The organism is Pararhodobacter aggregans (genome assembly GCF_003075525.1).
In the GTDB taxonomy this organism is placed as follows: domain Bacteria; phylum Pseudomonadota; class Alphaproteobacteria; order Rhodobacterales; family Rhodobacteraceae; genus Pararhodobacter; species Pararhodobacter aggregans.
The window spans coordinates 456491-472041 of the sequence record NZ_QDDR01000001.1 but is presented as its reverse complement, the minus strand read 5'-3'; the positions used below and the strand labels follow the sequence as shown (position 1 = coordinate 472041).

Genomic DNA, 15551 nt, shown 5'->3' with positions numbered 1-15551 from the left:
CCCTTCCCCGTTCCGTCACCTGCCTCAGCCGATGATCGCGTTCAACGTGGCCGAGGGGCGCATCACCTTGGCGACCTTGGCATCGTCCAGCAGGTAATACCCGCCCAGATCGGCCGGCACGCCCTCGACCGCGTGCAGTTCGGCGACGATCTTCGCCTCGTTCTCGGCCAGCGCCTTGGCGATCGGCGCGAAATGCGCGGCCAGCGCGGCATTGTCCGTCTGCGCGGCCAGCGCCTCGGCCCAGTAGCGGGCGAAGAAGTAATGCGAGGTGCGGTTGTCGTTCTGGCCGACCTTGCCCTCGGGGCTGTCGTTGTTGTCCAGAACCTTCTGCGTCGCCGCGTCGACCGCCGCGCCCAGAACCGCCGCCGCCGGGTTGTTCTTGGCGTCCGCGAGGAAGTTGAACGATTCCCCCAGCGCGCAAAACTCGCCCAGGCTGTCCCAGCGCAGGTGGTTCTCTTCCTGAACCTGCTGCACGTGCTTCGGCGCGGTGCCGCCGGCGCCCGTCTCGAACATGCCGCCGCCCTGCATCAGCTTGACGATCGACAGCATCTTGGCCGAGGTGCCCAGCTCCAGGATCGGGAACAGGTCGGTCAGATAATCGCGCAGCACGTTGCCGGTGATGGTCACGCAATCCTTGCCGGCGCGCATGGTTTCCAGCGTGTAGCGGGTCGCCGCGCGCGGATCGAGGATCAGGATCTCGATCCCGGCTTCCTTCAGCGCGGGCTCGACATACTTGATGAGTTCGGCGTCATGGGCGCGGTTCTTGTCCAGCCAGAAGGCCGCGGCGCCGGTCGCCTTGGTGCGGGCGATGCCCAGCTGGATCCAGTCGAGGATCGGCGCCTTCTTGGCAGTGGCCGAGCGCCAGATATCGCCCTTTTCGACCGCGTGCTGGTGGAGCACCTCGCCCGAGGCCAGCACGATCCTGATCGTGCCATCGGCGGGGGCTTCGAAGGTCGTCGGGTGCGAGCCGTATTCCTCGGCCTTCTGCGCCATCAGGCCGACGTTCGACACCGCGCCGCAGGTGGTCACGTCCAGCTTGCCGGTTTCCTTGAAATACTCGACCGTCTCGTCATAGACGCAGGCATAGGAATTGTCGGGGATGCAGCACAGCACATCCGCTTCCTTGCCGTCCGGACCCCAGCCCTTGCCGCCCGCGCGGATCACGGCGGGCATCGAGGCGTCGATGATGACGTCGGACGAGACGTGCAGGTTGGTGATCCCCTTGTCCGAGTTCACCATGTACATCGGCGGCTGCGACGCCATGACGGCCTTGTAATCGGCCTCGAGCGTCGCGTTGCCGGCGATCTTCTTCTCCAGATCGCCGAGGCCCGAGTTCGGGTTCCAGCCCAGCGCGTCCAGTTCCGCGCCGTGCCTGGCGATGAAGTCCTTGAGGTAGACCTTGACGAAATGGCCGAAGATGATCGGGTCCGAGACCTTCATCATCGTGGCTTTCAGGTGGGCCGAGAACAGCACGCCCGGCTCGACCGAGGCGAGCGCCTGCTCGATATAGGCGGTCAGCGCCTTGGCCGACAGGAAGGTCGCGTCGACGACCTCTCCTTCGGTGTATTTCAGGCCCTTCTTCAGCACGGTTTCCGCGCCGTCCTTGCCGGTGAAGACGATCGAGGCGCCACCCGCCTGCGCCGCGGTGAGGGTCGCCGACTTCTCGTTGGCGAAGAAGTCGTTGCCCGGCATCGAGGCGACGCGGGTCTTCGAGTCCTTCGACCAGTTGCCCATCCGGTGCGGGTTGGCCTTGGCATAGGCCTTGACCGCCTTGGCCGAGCGGCGGTCCGAGTTGCCCTCGCGCAGGACCGGGTTCACGGCCGAGCCCTTGACCGCGTCATAACGGGCCTTGATGTCCTTTTCCGCCTCCGTCGCGGGTTCGGCCGGATAATCCGGCACGGCATAGCCCTTGGCCTGCAATTCCTTGATCGCGGCGTTCAGCTGCGGCTGCGAGGCCGAAATGTTGGGCAGCTTGATGACATTGGCGGCGGGGGTCTTCACCAGCTCGCCCAGCCAGGCCAGATCGTCCGAGACCTTCTGCGCCTCGGTCAGGAAATCGGGGAACACCGCCAGGATGCGGCCCGCGACCGAGATATCGCGCGTCTCGACGCTGACGCCCGCAGCGCCGGCGAAAGCGCGGATGATCGGCTCCAGCGAAGCGCGCGCCAGTTCGGGGGCCTCGTCCACCTTGGTGTAGATGATGTCGGGGGTATCGCTCATGGCCATGCATCCTCTGTCGGTCAAAGCCCCGGGGCGGCCTCGGCAGGCGGACCCTGGCGCGGGGGATTCGGACAGCGGCGGGTGCCGCCGTTCGCTGAGCGCTTCCTGACCGAAAACCGCGTCCGCGTCAAGCGTTGTGTGCAATGGTATACAATCAATTCACCGCGCGCCCGCGCTGGCCGCAATGGTGCCGATTTTACAGGGCCTCGCTCAGGAAATCGAGCATTCCCTGCCAGCTTTGCGCATCTGCCCCGGCATCATAATCGCGCCCGCCCCAGACGGTGAAGGCATGTCGGACATTGCCGTAGACTTCCGCCCCATGCGCCACCCCGGCGGCGCTGAGCCCGGTCAGCGCCGCGGCCAGCGTCTCGGGCCCCGAGGCCGGATCGGCCGAGCCGTGGAACAGCTGCACCGGGGCGGTCACGGCGGCGTAATCCTGACCCTCGGGGGTGGCGAGCCCGCCGTGGAAGATGACGAAGCCCTGCGTCTCGGCCCCTGCCCGCGCGGCTTCCAGCGCCGCCGATCCGCCGAAGCAATAGCCGATCAACACCCGTCCCGCCTCGGCCCCCGGCAGACCCTCGGCCGCGGCCATCGCCGCCTGCAGCCGGGCGCGCAGTTCCGGCCGGTCGCCCAACAGTGCGCCCGAGAGGCGGCGGTAATCCTCCACCCCCTGCGGATCCTCGGCCGTGCCGTAAAGGTCGAGCGCCACGGCCGTGTAACCCTGCGCCGCCAGCATCTGCGCCCGGGTCCGTTCATAGGCGGTCAGCCCGTCCCAATCATGGGCAATCAGCACGATCCCGCGCGAGGGCACGGCCTCGTTGCGCGCCACATAGCCCTCGAATGCCAGATCCCCGCTGCGATAGGGCAAGGGCGTGCCGGTGATCTCGGCCCCTGCCGCACCCGCCAGAAAAGGAATGAATGCCGTGACGAATGCCGCGCTGCGCATGATGTCCTCCCGATGACCTGACCGGGAGTCTAGCGCGCATTGCTGCCGCGGCCAGAGCGCGCTTTCCGCCTCAGCCCGGCGCGTTCCAGGAGGTGACATTGCCCGCCACCCCGTCCCAGGCCCCCGGCGCCAGGGCGATGCCCAGCACCCGTTCGGGGTTGGTCGGCGGCGGCATGGTGACGCCGGTCAGCTTCTCGAAGCCGAAGCGGCGATAATAGGGATAGTCGCCGACCAGCATGACCCGCGACCAGCCGAGCTTCGCCGCCCGCCTGAGGCTTTCCCGGATCAACAGGCCCGCCAGCCCCTCGCCCTGCCGGGTCGGGTGCACGGCCACCGGCCCCAGCAGCAGGGCGGGCGTGCCGCCCACCCGCACCGGCCAATAGCGGATCACGCCCGCCAGCGCCTCGGTCTCGTCCCACAGGCACAGGCACAACTCCGGCACCGGCGGCACGTCGTCGCGCAGCCGGTACGAGCTCAACGCCGTCCGGCCCGGTGCGAAGCACAGGTCATAAAGCGCCTCGACCTCCCACCAATCGGCGGGTTCTTCCCGTTCCAGATCCACCGGCCCCTCCGACGGTTGCGCCTTCTGACACCGCCTCCGGGCCGCCGGGGCACCGGTGCGGCAGGGAAACGCTGGACTCGCCCCTAACACGCGTTAAATCCAAGATCAAATCCGCCCTACGCCCGAAGGATGCCGATGTTCTACCGTCCCGCCGATGGCCATGGCCTGCCGCATAATCCCTTCAACGCGCTGGTCTCGCCCCGGCCGATCGGCTGGATCTCGACCCGGGGCGCCGACGGGTCGGAAAACCTCGCGCCCTACAGCTTCTTCAACGCCGTGGCCTATGTGCCGCCGCAGGTGATGTTTGCCACCACGGGCAGCAAGCCCGACCGCGAGGGCGGCAAGGATTCGCTGGCCAATATCCGCGAGACCGGGGTTTTCTGCGTCAATGTCGTCTCGAAAGCGCTGTTCCTGGCGATGAACACCAGCTCCGGCCCCTGGCCGAAAGAGGTGGACGAATTCCGCCTCGCCGGTCTTGAGCGCATTGACTGCGAGACCATCGCCTGCTCGCGCGTGCTCGAGGCCCCGGCAGGCCTCGAATGCCGGGTCACGCAGATCGTGCCGCTGGCCGGGCGCGACAACACGATGGTGATCGGCGAGGTGACGGGCATCCATCTGCGCGACGATTGCCTCGTTGAGGGCCGCTTCGCCTATGAACGCTTCACGCCGGTCGGCCGCCTCGGTTACCGCGATTACGCCTATGTCGACGACCCGTTCGAACTGGCGCGGCCGGGCGAGGACTGACGCCCCCCTTCATCTTTGTTCCAGAAATATCCTCGGGGGTTTCTCAAGGGGGTGGAAAACCCCCTTGAGCGGGGCGCGGGGGTGAGCGGCGTCTCGGAAACGCGCCGGTGGCGCGTTTCAGACGCAAACGCCGCGCCCGTGGCGCGGCCGGACCTTGGCCCCCCGCCTTGGCCGCCCGCAGGCCGAAGGCCCAGGGCGAAACCCCTCGCCGGTCAGAAATACCCCCGCACCAGCGAGGCCGAGACCAGCGTCCAGCCATCGGCCACCACGAAGAACGCCAGCTTGAAGGGTAGCGAGACCACGGCCGGCGGCACCATCATCATGCCCATCGACATCAGGACCGCGGCCACCACTAGGTCGATGATCAGGAAGGGCAGGAAGATCACGAAGCCCACTTCGAAGGCATGGCTCAGTTCGGACAGCAGGAACGAGGGGATGAGCACCGAGAGCGGCCCCTCGGCCGAGAAGGCGGGCGGGTCGGGGCGCAACTCTGCCAGTCCGGCCCAGGTCTGGGGGTCGATGCGCGCGGCCATGAAGCCGCGGAAGGGCGCGATGGCCTCGGTCATCGCCGCCTCGACCCCGATCTGCCCGGCCTGCAGGGGCAGCACCCCGGCCTCCCAGGCGGCGGTGAAGGTCGGCTCCATGACGAAATAGGTCAGAAACAGCGCCAAGGTCGTCAACAGCATCCCGGGCGGCGATTGCTGCAGCCCGATGGCCTGCCGCAGGATCGCCAGCACGGTGACGATGAAGGGAAAGCAGGTCACCATGATCATCAGCCCCGGCACCAGGCTCAGCAGCGTGAGCAGCACCAGCAGCTGGACCGAGCGCAGGGCGAGGCTGCCGCCTTCGCCCATGTCGAGCGTGATCTCCTGCGCCAGGGCCGCCTGGGGCAGCACCACGATCAGCGCCGCGCCCAGCGCCAGCAGGGCACAGCGGCGGGCGCCCCCGGTCTTCCATCCCGGCGCGCCCCGCCCCATCTCAGAGACCGTTCGACAGATCGGCGACCTCGGTCAGCCGCACCGCCATCTGCCCGGCCTGATCGCCGTCCAGTTCCTCCAGCACGCCGCGCGCGATCAGCCGGTCCCCGACGAACAGCTCGACCGGATCCTCGACCCGGCGGTCCAGCGACAGGACCGAGTCGCGCTGCAGCCGCAACAGGTCGCGGACCAGCGGGCGGGCGCGACCGACGGCGACGGTGATCTCGATCGGCACCTGGGTGAAGGCGCCGCGGCCCAGGGTGGCGGGGCTCTCGGGCGATGCGGATTCAGGCAAGGCGGCTCTCCTCGTGCTGGATGCTGTAGAAGGCGTCGATGGCCTGACCGATGGCCAGGGAGGCATGGGTCAGGTCGATGCAGGTCTCGGCGGGGCCGAAGGCAAAGGCCGCCTGCCCCTCGGCCAGATCCTCGGTCTCGACGATGTCGAGGGGCGGCAGCACCACCCCCGACAGCGCCGCGCGGAACGCGTCGCGCCGCCCGGGCGGCACGCGCAGCACCAGCGGCGCCTCGGCCGTGGCATGGGCAAGCGGCATCAGCTGTTCCAGCGCCAGCGGCACGACCGCAGCCCGGGCGGCCCGCGGCAGCACCGTCTCGACCATCGCCGCAAAAAGCGGTTCCAGCGCCCTGAGCACATGGCCCCGCGCCTCGTGATAGGTGAAGGCCAGCTGCTCGGCGGTCCGTTCCACCGCCGCGCGGCGCTGGTCGCTTTCGCCGGTCACCTGCTGGCTGCCGTCTTCCCAGCCTGCGACATAGCCGCGTTCATAGGCGTTGAGGCGCAGATCCTCGAGCTCCTCGGGCATGAGCAGCGCCGGACCGTCGAGCGTATCGGGGGTCTCGAAAACCTCCAGGCGCAGGGGCTGGGGCATCAGCGGTTCTCCTCGGGTTCTTCCATCCAGTTGCGCAGGATCTCCAGCGTCTCGTCCTGGCGCTCGGCGATCAGGGCGCGCATCCGCTCGACCGGATCGGCACCCTCGCCCGTCTCGTCGCCGGCGCTGAAATCGCCGTCGATCTCGCCGCTGAGCCCCGGCGCCATGGCGATCATCGGTGCGAAACCGGCCATCAGGTCGTCATCCTCGGCCGGTGCGGCCGCCGCCCCGCCGCCGCCGCCGCCCTTCAGGATCGGCCGCAGCACGAAGAGCGCGACGAACAGCACCACCAGCGCCAGCGCCGCCAGCCGGATCAGACTCATGATGTCGAGCCCGGCCAGCCAGCTGGTGACCCCGGGCGTGCCCAGCGTCTCGGCCACCGGCTCGAATTGCAGCGAGCGCAGCGTGATGACATCGCCGCGCTGCTCGTCGAACCCCACGGCCGAGGCAACCAGTTCGCGCAGCGCCACCAGTTCCTCCTCGGGGCGCGGGGTCCATTGCACGACGCCATTGGCATCGGTGCTGCGCACCCCGTCGACCAGCACCGCGACCGTCAGCCGCCGGATCGCCCCCGGCCCGCGCTCGACCTGGCGGCTGGTCTGGCTGACTTCCCAGTCGGTGCGCTCGCGGGTCGTCTGGTCGCGCGACTCGCTGCGCCCGTCGCCCGCCGCGGCATTGCCGTCCGGCAGGTTGGAGGCAACGGTGACCCCGGCGCCCGGGGTCTCGGTCGAGGTGGCGTTGCGCTGCTCGCTCTCCTGGCTGACCGCGGCCCGGGTCGTCGGATCGACCAGCCGCTCGGTGATCGTCTCGCGGTCGGTCACCGTCTCGATGTTCACCTCGACCACGGCGCGGCCGCTGCCGACCCGGGCCTCCAGCATGCGCTCCACATTGTGGCGCATCTGTTCGGCCCGGTCGTTGGTGCGGGCAGTGGGGCTGTCGTCCTCGCCCAGCACCATGCCACCGTTCGAATCGATCACCGCCACATGCTCGGGCGCGAGCCCGGCCACCGCCGAGGCGACGAGATAGCGCAGCGCCTGGCCCTGCTGCGGCGTCATCGCGCCGCCGGTCGTCGTCACCGTGACCGAGGCCGAGGCGTTCTGGTCGCGCCGGAAGGGCTGGGTCGCGCCTTGCGAGATATGCACCCGGGCGAAGCGGATATAGGGGCTCGCCATGATCGTGCGGGCCAGCTCCCCTTCCTTGGCGCGCCAATAGGCGGCGTCGAACATCTGCGCCGTGGTGCCGAAGCCCGTGAGCCCGTCGAGGATCTCGTAGCCGGTCGAGGAATTGGCCGGCAGCCCCTGCGCGGCCAGCGCCATCCGCGTCTCGTCCCGCTGCGTGGCATCGACATAGATCGCGTCGCCCCGCACCTCGTAGCGCAGCCCGCGCTGGTCAAGCGCCTGGATCACCTCACCGGCCTGGGACCCTTCGAGCCCGGCATAGAGCAGCGCCATGCCCGGCGTGGTGGCGATCCGGGCCAGCATCAGGATACCCGCGAAGACGCCCACCGCCGCCACCACGGCGATCAGTCGGCGGCGCGGCTCCAGCGCGTTCCAGGTTGACAGGAGCTGTTCCAAAGTCGGTCCCCCTCGCGGACGTTCTGTCCCGATGAGGCGATCCTTGACCCGACTCGATTAACAATGAGTTAGCCACATCATGCGAAAACGGTCTCGGGAACATCGCAGGAACGCGATTCCGATCCAGAAGGGACCCCCGCGCCATGGCCACCGCTGCCCCACCCGACCAAGCGCCTGAAAAGAAATCGAAACTTCCGCTTCTGATTGGCCTCGTGCTGGCGCTCGCGGGGGCGGGCGGGGGCTTTTACGCCACCTATTCCGGGATGCTCGATTCCCTTCTGGGCGGCGGCGCGCCGGCAAGCGAATCGGCCGCGGCGGAGGGCGGGCACGGCGCCGCCCCGGCGCATGGCGCGCCCGCCGCGGCCCCTGCCGGGGGCCATGGCGAGGCCGGGGGCAGCACCGGTTTCGTGCCGCTTGAGCCGATCACCGTCAACCTCGGCCGCGGCGCCGACACCCGCCATCTGCGGTTCGGCGCCCAGCTTGAGGTGGCGCCGGGCGCCGCGGGGGCGGTGCAGGCGCTGATGCCGCGGATCATGGATGTGCTGAACATCTATCTGCGGGCGCTCGACCCGCCGGAACTCGAGGAACCCGCGGCGCTGCTGCGGCTTCGCGCGCAGATGCTGCGCCGGGTCCAGATCGTCACCGGGCCCGGCCTGGTCAACGACCTTCTCATCATCGAATTCGTCTTCAACTGAGGGGCTTGTCATGGAGTATCTGTCCGACCTTCTTCTTACCGCCGCCTCGATGGGCGCGGCCACCTATTGCGTGATCCTGTCGCGGCGCCTGAAGGCGCTGGGCTCGCTTGAGGGCGGGATGGGCAGCGCCATCGCCGTCCTTTCGGCGCAGGTCGACGACCTCGCCCGCTCGTTGCGCTCCGCGCAGGAGGCGACCGGCCGGGCCGGCGGGCGTCTGGACGGCCAGACCGCCCGCGCCGAAGCCGTGGCCCGCAAGCTGGAGCTGCTGGTCGCCTCGATGCACGACCTGCCCGAGGAGGCGCGGGCCGCCGCCCCGCGCGCCCCCGGCCCGCGCCCGCCGACCCCCTGGCCGGGCGAGACGCTGCGGCGCAGCATACGCCCGGTCGAGGCGCTGGCCGAGGAGCCCGCCGATGACCCGGCCGAGCCCCCGCAGCGCGCCCGCGTCCTGCGCCGCCGCCAGACCAGCGGAGCGCTCTGATGCTGCGGCTGCCCCGCGCGCCTGCGGCGCCGAAACCGGCCCCCGCCGCCAGACCGGCCCCCTCTGCCAAACCGGCCGCCAAGGTCCGGGCCGCCCCTCGTCGCCGGACCCGGGTGCTGCCGGTGCTGGCGGTGCTGTTCCTGATCGGCGGCGGCCTGCGCCTCGTGTCCGGCGTCGGCAGCGCCCTGGCCCAGGACCCGCCCGCCAGCAGCCCGACCCGGGCTGAGGACATCCTGCCCCTGCGCACGAGCCCGGTCAGCGACGCCCGCCTGTCGCTGGAACTGCGCGAGCGCGAAACCGCTCTGGCCGAGCGCGAGGCGCAGCTCGACGAACGCGCCGCCCTCCTTGCCGCCGCGCAGGAGCGCGTGCAGGCCCAGATCGAGGCACTGCAGGCGGCCGAGGCCGACCTCGCCGCGACCATGGCCCGGGCCGACCAGGCGGCCGAAACCGATATCTCGCGTCTCGTCAACGTCTTCCAGACCATGCGCCCCGAGGACGCGGCGAATGTCTTCACCGAGATGGACCCCGACTTCGCCGCGGGCTTCCTGGCCCGGCTGGAGCCGCAGGTCGCCGGGGCGATCCTGGCCCGGATCGAGCCCCGCCAGGCCTATGCGCTCAGCGCCATCGTCGCCGGTCGCAACGCGCTGGTGCCGCGCGAATGAGGGGCGTGGTGAGGCTTTCTTAAGCTCCTCCTGCCAGCGTCGAACCAACAGCTTCGGGAATGCGTCATGCTCGGAATCATCGGCATCGTCACGGTCTTCGCCACCGTCTTCGGGGGCTACCTGCTGGCCGGCGGGCATATGGACATCATCCTGCACGCCCTGCCGTTCGAAGGGCTGATGATCGGCGGCGCGGCGCTGGGGGCCTTCCTGATCGCCAACAGCGGCGCCGGTGCCAAGCATACGGCCAAGGACATAAGCAAGGTCTTCAAGGGGTCGCACTGGAAACCGCAGGATTATCAGGACCTTCTGTGCCTGCTGTTCGAACTGATCCGGCTGGCGCGGCAAAACCCCGTGGCGCTTGAGGAACATATCGAAGGCCCCGATTCTTCGGAAATCTTCAGCCGATATCCCAAGATCCAGAAGGATCACGAGGCGATCGAGCTGATCTGCGACACGCTCCGGTCAATGACCCTCAGCTACGACGACCCCCTCCAGGTCGAGGAGGTTCTGGACAAGCGGATGGAGGCCTCGCTCACCCATGCGCTCCATTCCAGCCATGCGATGCAGACCGTGGCCGACGGCATGCCCGCGCTGGGGATCGTCGCCGCCGTGCTGGGCGTCATCAAGACCATGGCCTCCATCGACCAGCCGCCCGAGATCCTGGGCGCGCTGATCGGCGGCGCGCTGGTCGGCACCTTCATGGGGGTTTTCCTGGCCTATGGCTTCGTCGGCCCCTTCGCCGCCAAGATGCAGATGGTGGTGCAGGAGGACGCGCATTTCTACAAGCTGATCCGCGAGGTGCTGATCGCCAACCTGCACAACCACCCGGCCAATATGTGCATCGAGGTCGGGCGCCAGAACACGCCCCACCACGTCCGCCCCAGCTATGGCGAGCTGGAGGAGGCGATGCGCGCCCTGAAACGCGAGGCCGCCTGATGCGCGCCCTCGCCCTGGGCGCCCTCCTTGCCCTCGCCGGACCGGCGGGGGCCCAGACCATCGCGCCCTTCGCGGGCGAGCACGCCGATTTCACCCGCGTCGTGGTGCGGATCCCGCCGGGCACCGGCTGGGCCCTGACGCCCGACGGACGGGAGAGGCAGCTCACCATCACCGCCGACGGGGCACGCTTCGATCTGGCGCAGCTCTTTCAGCGGATCCCGCGGGGCCGTCTGGCCGAGGCAAGCGCCGAGGGTCCGGTGCTCAGCCTCGGCCTGGCCTGCGACTGCCCGATCCGCGCCTGGGAGGAGCGGCCGGGCCTGGTGATCCTCGACATCACCGATGCGCCGCCCGAGGTCGCACTGCCCCCCGCCCCGCCCGCGCCGCCGCGCCGCGTCCCGCCGCCCGATCCGATCGCCGCCGGCCGTGCCGCCGGGGCAGCCCTCGCCCGCGCCCTGCCTCCGCCGACCCCGCCCGACGCCCCCGTGCCCGAGGCCGATCCGCGCCTCGAAACCCTGGCCCAGGATCTCGGCCGCTCGATTGCCGCCGCCGCCGGGCAGCGCCTGCTGGATGTCGCCGCCGATCATGCCGCCACCGGCCAGGGGGTGCTGCCCGACGCGCCGCTCCCCGACATGCCGCCGAACATGCGGATCGCCACGGTGCTCGACCGGCCCGATCCCGATGCCCCGCCGGTCGCCACCCCGCCCGCGCTTTGCAACGGCAGCGCGCTGCTCGATCGCCTGCTCGGCCACGATCCCGCCCGTTTCACCGAGGATCTCGGCCGCCTCACCCGCGCGCTTTACGGCGAGTTCGATCAGCCCGATCCACAGAGCCAGCTCGACCTGATCGGCGTCTATCTCTCGGCCGGTTTCGGCGCCGAGGCGCGGGCGCTCATCGACAACAGCCCCGATCCGGTCGCCGGCCGCGATTTCGCCCTTGGCACCGCCGATGTGCTCGAGGATCGCGCCTCGAATTCGCGCATGCGCCTGGCGCAGGCCATCGCTTGCGGTGGCGCCGCCTCGGTGATGGCCGTGCTCGCCGGCGCCGAGGCCGACGCGATCCGCCAGAACGCCGACCAGCTGGCGCTGACGTTCTCGACGCTGCCCGCCTCGATGCGCGGGCTGATCGGCCTGCGCCTGGCCGAGGCCCTGGTCGATGCCGGGGCGCTTGATGCCGCGCGGATCATCGCCGATGCGCTGCAACGCTCGGACTGGGTCTCGCCCGGGGCCCTGGCCCTGGTCGAGGCCCGGCTCGATCGCGCCCGGGGGCTGCCCGTCGATGCCGCGCTGCGGCTCGCGCATGAGGGCGACGCCAGCAGCGACACGGTGCAGACCCGCCTCGATCTGGCTTTGCAGACCGCGGCCCCGGTCCCGCCCGAGTATATCGCCGGGGCCGAGGCCCTGGCCGCCACCGCCCGCGACGAGCCCACCGGACCCGAGCTGATGGCCGCGGTGATCCGGCTGAACGCGCGCTCGGGGGCGATGACCGATGCCTTCGCGGCGCTCGACCGGCTGGAAAGCTGGATGAGCGGGACGGGCGAGAACCGCCGCCTGCTGGGCGATCTGCGCGACGAGGTCTGGGCGGCGATGGCGTCCAATGGCACCGATCTGGGGCTGGTCGAGGCCGTGCTCTCGCGCGAGGATTGGCGCGATCCGGCGCTGCTGCCGCAGACCCGGCGGGCGCTGGCATCGCGGCTTCTGGACCTCCGGCTGGCGACCCCGGTCGAGGCGCTGGTCGGCACGCTCGACGATCCCGAGGCGCGGGTGCTGCGGGCGCGGGCCGCGCTCGATGGCGGCGACGGGACGGCCGCGCTGGATCTGCTTGGCGAGGATGACAGCGAGGCGGCGCGGCTGGTGCGCGCGGCGGCGCTCGAAAGGATCGGCCAGCACCGGGCGGCGGGCGACGAATTCGCCACGCTCGGCGATACCGGGGCCGAGACCCGGGCAGCGATCCTCGACGCCGATTGGCGCCGGGTCGAAGGGTTGGCCGCCGCGCAGGAGGCCCCCGCCCCCGCCGCCGACCTGGGACCGCTGCTGGGTCGCCCCCCCGGCCATGCCGAGATCGCCCTCACCCAGCCGGACACCTCCTCGCCGCCCGCCGATGCTGCCGGCGCGGCGGCTCCGGCAGGAGCCCCGCCCTCGGAAACGGTCCCCGCCGCGGCGGCGCCCTCGCCGTTGCCCGATCCAGGCGCGGCCTTCGACCGGCTGGGACTGGTGCGGCGCAGCTCGACCCTGCTGGCGGAAAGCGAACGCCTGCGCGGCGCCCTCGCGCCGCTGGTCCGCCCCCCGCCCTAGTCCGGGCGCGGGACCGAGGGACCGGGCGGCCGCCTGCGAAAGCGAGCCCTGGAACTCAACGATCCAATGCGGCGGCGCCATCCCTGCCTGCCAACCGCCCCTTCCGGGCAGGGTCCGCCCGCTCGCGCGTCTCTCGGCCGGACCAGGACCGGCCGGGCCGGCCGCCGCAGACAACAGAGGCTCGACAGCGGGATCAGCCACGACCTTGTCCAATGGGCCAACGCCGACCGCCCGGAGCGGCCCGCCCCGGCAGAACGGGCGTCCCCCGGTCGGGTCGCGGGCGCGGTCAGGCGGCCGCTCACAGACGCGCGCGGAAAGGATCCGGGCACCGCCAGGGCCCGCCTTCGCCTCCCCGCATCAGCGCACGCCCGAAAAATCGGCGCCGCCTCCGACCGGCATGCTCTGCCCTGCGGCAGGGACTTTCCGGTCCGCACCGCACCGATCCCCCAGCCTGTCGCCGTTTCTGATGCCGCGAATCGGACCCACGGCCAGCCAGAGGAGAGGCAGGCGCTCACGGGATCGCGCCCCCGCCCGTGTCGAGCCTTGCAATGAGGCGGTCGAGACGCGAGGCCCTGCGCCCTGCTCGGCGTTGACCACGTATCGCTGTCACCACCCGCATTTTCGACACCATGGAAGGGGGACAGGAAACCGCCGGACCCGTCCGGAGCCGCCCCCTAGCCCCCCACCCCGCCGATGCCGTCGAGGATCAGCGCCGTGGCGATATCGGCATAGGCTTCGCGGGTCAGCGGGCCGCCGTCGCGGAACCACATGTAGACCCAATTCATCATGCCGAAGAGCGACATGGTGACCGGCATCAGCAGCGGCGCCGCCAGCCCCGGCCGCAGGTCGCGCAGCACGGCCGAGAACCGGCCGACGACGCGGCGCTCGATGGCGTGGATTTCGTGGCGCTGGTCGGCGGGCAGGGTCGGCGTGCCGTTCAGCTGCACCTTGTGGTAATTGTCGGCGTCGCGGTAGCATTCCAGCACCGCGCCGACCAGCGCGCGCAGCCGCTCGCGGGGCGGCAGCGCCGGGTCGTGGGCGGCCTCGACCGCTGCGTCCAGCTCGCTCAGATGGGTGCGGATGATGTCGAAGATCAGCGCGTCCTTGCCGGGATAATAGTGGTAAAGCAAGGCCTTGGAGACCCCGGCCTGCCCGGCGATCTGGGCCATCGAGGCCTTGTCCATCCCCTGCTCGGCCAGAACCGCGGCAGCGCTCGACAGGATCGCGCGCTGCTTGTCCTCGAAATCGGCGGCACGGGTGCGGGCCATGGCTCAGCCCTTGGGCCGGTTGTCGACGACGCGTTTCGCCTTGCCCTCGGAACGCGGGGCACCGCCCGGTTCGTGTACCTGGATCTTCGACGACACACCCACCACCGACTTGATGTGATGCGCGAGTTCCTTGCCAGATGCCGCGCGGGCCTCGGCACTGGCGGCGGCCCCGGTCGCCTCGCAATGCACGATCATCGCATCCATCCGGTCGTTGCGGACCAATTCGATCTGGAAATGCGGCGCGAGGCCGGCGCATTTCAGGATCTGCTCCTCGATCTGGGTGGGGAACACGTTGACCCCGCGCAGGATAATCATGTCGTCCGAGCGGCCGGTGATCTTCTCCATCCGCCGCATGGAGCGGGCCGTGCCGGGCAGAAGGCGCGTCAGGTCGCGGGTGCGGTAGCGGATGATCGGCAGGCCCTCCTTGGTGAGCGTGGTGAACACGAGTTCCCCCATCTCGCCATCGGCCACCGGCTCGCCGGTCTCGGGGTTGATGATCTCGGGATAGAAATGGTCCTCCCAGATGTGCAGCCCGTCCTTGGTTTCCACGCATTCATTGGCCACGCCCGGCCCCATGACCTCGGAAAGGCCATAGATATCAACGGCGTGCATGTCGAAGGCATCCTCGATCTCGCGCCGCATGGCGTTGGTCCAGGGCTCGGCGCCGAAGATGCCGACGGCCAGCGAGGACTCGCGCGGGTCCAGCCCCTGACGGCGGAATTCATCAAGGATCGACAGCATGTAGCTGGGCGTGACCATGATGATCCGCGGCTTGAAATCCTGGATCAGCGTCACCTGCCGCTCGGTCATCCCGCCCGAGACGGGGACCACGGTGCAGCCCAGCCGTTCCGCCGCCGCATGGGCGCCGAGGCCGCCGGTGAAAAGCCCGTAGCCATAGGCCACATGCACGATGTCGCCCGCACGCCCCCCCGAGGCCCGGATCGAGCGCGCGCCGCAATCGGCCCAGACATCGAGGTCGCGCCTGGTGTAGCCCACGACCGTCGGCTTGCCGGTGGTGCCGGAGGAGGCATGGATCCGCAGGATCTGCTCCCGCGGGACGGCGAACATCCCGAACGGGTAATTGTCGCGCAGGTCGGTCTTGTAGGTGAAGGGGAATTTCGCCAGATCCGCCAGGGACTTGAGGTCATCCGGATGGACACCATGCGCGTCGAACCGGGCCCGGTAGAAGGGCGAATTGTCATAGGCGTGGCGCAGCGACCATTTCATCCGCTCCAGCTGCAGGGCGGCGATTTCGTCGCGGGAGGCGGTCTCGATCGGCTCCAGATCGCCGGGACGGGGAGAGAGGTTTTCCAT

15 protein-coding genes are annotated in these 15551 nt (G+C 70.1%); 6 read left to right on the top strand and 9 right to left on the bottom strand.

The window, feature by feature from the left end; translation table 11 throughout:
• Window positions 1–24 precede the first annotated feature (24 nt).
• From DDE23_RS02410 to DDE23_RS02400, 3 genes are all read right to left on the bottom strand, one after another.
• Entirely contained in the window at window positions 25–2226 is a 2202-nt protein-coding gene (locus tag DDE23_RS02410) for an NADP-dependent isocitrate dehydrogenase (RefSeq protein ID WP_107749783.1), read from the bottom strand.
• A 190-nt stretch (window positions 2227–2416) separates the two neighbouring features.
• Complete coding sequence (locus tag DDE23_RS02405; RefSeq protein WP_107749782.1) at window positions 2417–3166, bottom strand: dienelactone hydrolase family protein; 750 nt, start codon at window positions 3164–3166, stop codon at window positions 2417–2419.
• Between the two features lie 70 nt (window positions 3167–3236).
• Window positions 3237–3728: a GNAT family N-acetyltransferase gene (locus DDE23_RS02400; RefSeq protein ID WP_107749781.1), complete on the bottom strand. Its 492-nt coding sequence runs from the start codon at window positions 3726–3728 to the stop codon at window positions 3237–3239.
• Between the two features lie 135 nt (window positions 3729–3863).
• On the opposite strand from DDE23_RS02400, the gene DDE23_RS02395 reads away from it, so the two are divergent.
• On the top strand, window positions 3864–4472 hold the full coding sequence (locus tag DDE23_RS02395) for a flavin reductase family protein (RefSeq protein ID WP_107749780.1): 609 nt from the start codon (window positions 3864–3866) through the stop codon (window positions 4470–4472).
• Between the two features lie 212 nt (window positions 4473–4684).
• Here the strand turns inward: DDE23_RS02395 and fliP are convergent, their stop codons facing one another.
• From fliP to fliF, 4 genes are read right to left on the bottom strand one after another with little or no spacing between them, the layout of a single operon-like run.
• Entirely contained in the window at window positions 4685–5449 is a 765-nt protein-coding gene (gene fliP / locus DDE23_RS02390; protein ID WP_107749779.1) for a flagellar type III secretion system pore protein FliP, read from the bottom strand.
• 1 nt (window position 5450) lies between these two features.
• Window positions 5451–5744, bottom strand: coding sequence for a FliM/FliN family flagellar motor switch protein (locus tag DDE23_RS02385; RefSeq protein WP_238149874.1), 294 nt, complete (start codon window positions 5742–5744; stop codon window positions 5451–5453).
• Window positions 5737–6333 carry a FliH/SctL family protein gene (locus tag DDE23_RS02380; RefSeq protein WP_107749777.1) on the bottom strand — a complete coding sequence of 199 codons (597 nt, stop codon included), beginning with the start codon at window positions 6331–6333 and terminating at the stop codon, window positions 5737–5739. Before DDE23_RS02380 ends, DDE23_RS02385 begins: the two co-directional genes overlap by 8 nt.
• Window positions 6333–7907 (bottom strand): flagellar basal-body MS-ring/collar protein FliF, encoded by a 1575-nt coding sequence (fliF, locus tag DDE23_RS02375; RefSeq protein ID WP_107749776.1) that lies wholly within the window; start codon window positions 7905–7907, stop codon window positions 6333–6335. Before fliF ends, DDE23_RS02380 begins: the two co-directional genes overlap by 1 nt.
• 143 nt (window positions 7908–8050) lie before the next feature.
• Between fliF and DDE23_RS02370 the strand changes: the two genes are divergently transcribed.
• From DDE23_RS02370 to DDE23_RS02350, 5 genes are all read left to right on the top strand, one after another.
• Window positions 8051–8602, top strand: coding sequence for a flagellar basal body-associated FliL family protein (locus DDE23_RS02370; RefSeq protein ID WP_107749775.1), 552 nt, complete (start codon window positions 8051–8053; stop codon window positions 8600–8602).
• Between the two features lie 10 nt (window positions 8603–8612).
• Window positions 8613–9080, top strand: a complete 468-nt coding sequence (locus DDE23_RS02365; RefSeq protein WP_107749774.1) for a hypothetical protein — start codon at window positions 8613–8615, stop codon at window positions 9078–9080.
• Window positions 9080–9742 carry a MotE family protein gene (locus tag DDE23_RS02360; protein WP_107749773.1) on the top strand — a complete coding sequence of 221 codons (663 nt, stop codon included), beginning with the start codon at window positions 9080–9082 and terminating at the stop codon, window positions 9740–9742. Before DDE23_RS02365 ends, DDE23_RS02360 begins: the two co-directional genes overlap by 1 nt.
• A gap of 66 nt (window positions 9743–9808) precedes the next feature.
• Entirely contained in the window at window positions 9809–10678 is an 870-nt protein-coding gene (gene motA, locus DDE23_RS02355) for a flagellar motor stator protein MotA (RefSeq protein ID WP_107749772.1), read from the top strand.
• Entirely contained in the window at window positions 10678–12969 is a 2292-nt protein-coding gene (locus tag DDE23_RS02350; protein ID WP_107749771.1) for a hypothetical protein, read from the top strand. Before motA ends, DDE23_RS02350 begins: the two co-directional genes overlap by 1 nt.
• Window positions 12970–13643: 674 nt before the next feature.
• Here the strand turns inward: DDE23_RS02350 and DDE23_RS02345 are convergent.
• Entirely contained in the window at window positions 13644–14237 is a 594-nt protein-coding gene (locus DDE23_RS02345; RefSeq protein ID WP_107749770.1) for a TetR-type transcription factor C-terminal domain-containing protein, read from the bottom strand.
• Window positions 14238–14240: 3 nt separating this feature from the next.
• The gene (paaK, locus tag DDE23_RS02340; protein WP_107749769.1) at window positions 14241–15551 is read right to left on the bottom strand and encodes a phenylacetate--CoA ligase PaaK; all 1311 of its coding nucleotides are present in this window, start codon (window positions 15549–15551) and stop codon (window positions 14241–14243) included.

Coding starts and splice junctions, on each gene's coding strand:
- DDE23_RS02410 (WP_107749783.1), bottom strand. CDS start 2,226: ATGGCCATGAGCGATACCCCCGACATCATCTACACCAAGGTGGACGAG.
- DDE23_RS02405 (WP_107749782.1), bottom strand. CDS start 3,166: ATGCGCAGCGCGGCATTCGTCACGGCATTCATTCCTTTTCTGGCGGGT.
- DDE23_RS02395 (WP_107749780.1), top strand. CDS start 3,864: ATGTTCTACCGTCCCGCCGATGGCCATGGCCTGCCGCATAATCCCTTC.
- fliP (WP_107749779.1), bottom strand. CDS start 5,449: ATGGGGCGGGGCGCGCCGGGATGGAAGACCGGGGGCGCCCGCCGCTGT.
- DDE23_RS02380 (WP_107749777.1), bottom strand. CDS start 6,333: ATGCCCCAGCCCCTGCGCCTGGAGGTTTTCGAGACCCCCGATACGCTC.
- DDE23_RS02370 (WP_107749775.1), top strand. CDS start 8,051: ATGGCCACCGCTGCCCCACCCGACCAAGCGCCTGAAAAGAAATCGAAA.
- DDE23_RS02365 (WP_107749774.1), top strand. CDS start 8,613: ATGGAGTATCTGTCCGACCTTCTTCTTACCGCCGCCTCGATGGGCGCG.
- DDE23_RS02360 (WP_107749773.1), top strand. CDS start 9,080: ATGCTGCGGCTGCCCCGCGCGCCTGCGGCGCCGAAACCGGCCCCCGCC.
- motA (WP_107749772.1), top strand. CDS start 9,809: ATGCTCGGAATCATCGGCATCGTCACGGTCTTCGCCACCGTCTTCGGG.
- DDE23_RS02350 (WP_107749771.1), top strand. CDS start 10,678: ATGCGCGCCCTCGCCCTGGGCGCCCTCCTTGCCCTCGCCGGACCGGCG.
- DDE23_RS02345 (WP_107749770.1), bottom strand. CDS start 14,237: ATGGCCCGCACCCGTGCCGCCGATTTCGAGGACAAGCAGCGCGCGATC.
- paaK (WP_107749769.1), bottom strand. CDS start 15,551: ATGGAAAACCTCTCTCCCCGTCCCGGCGATCTGGAGCCGATCGAGACC.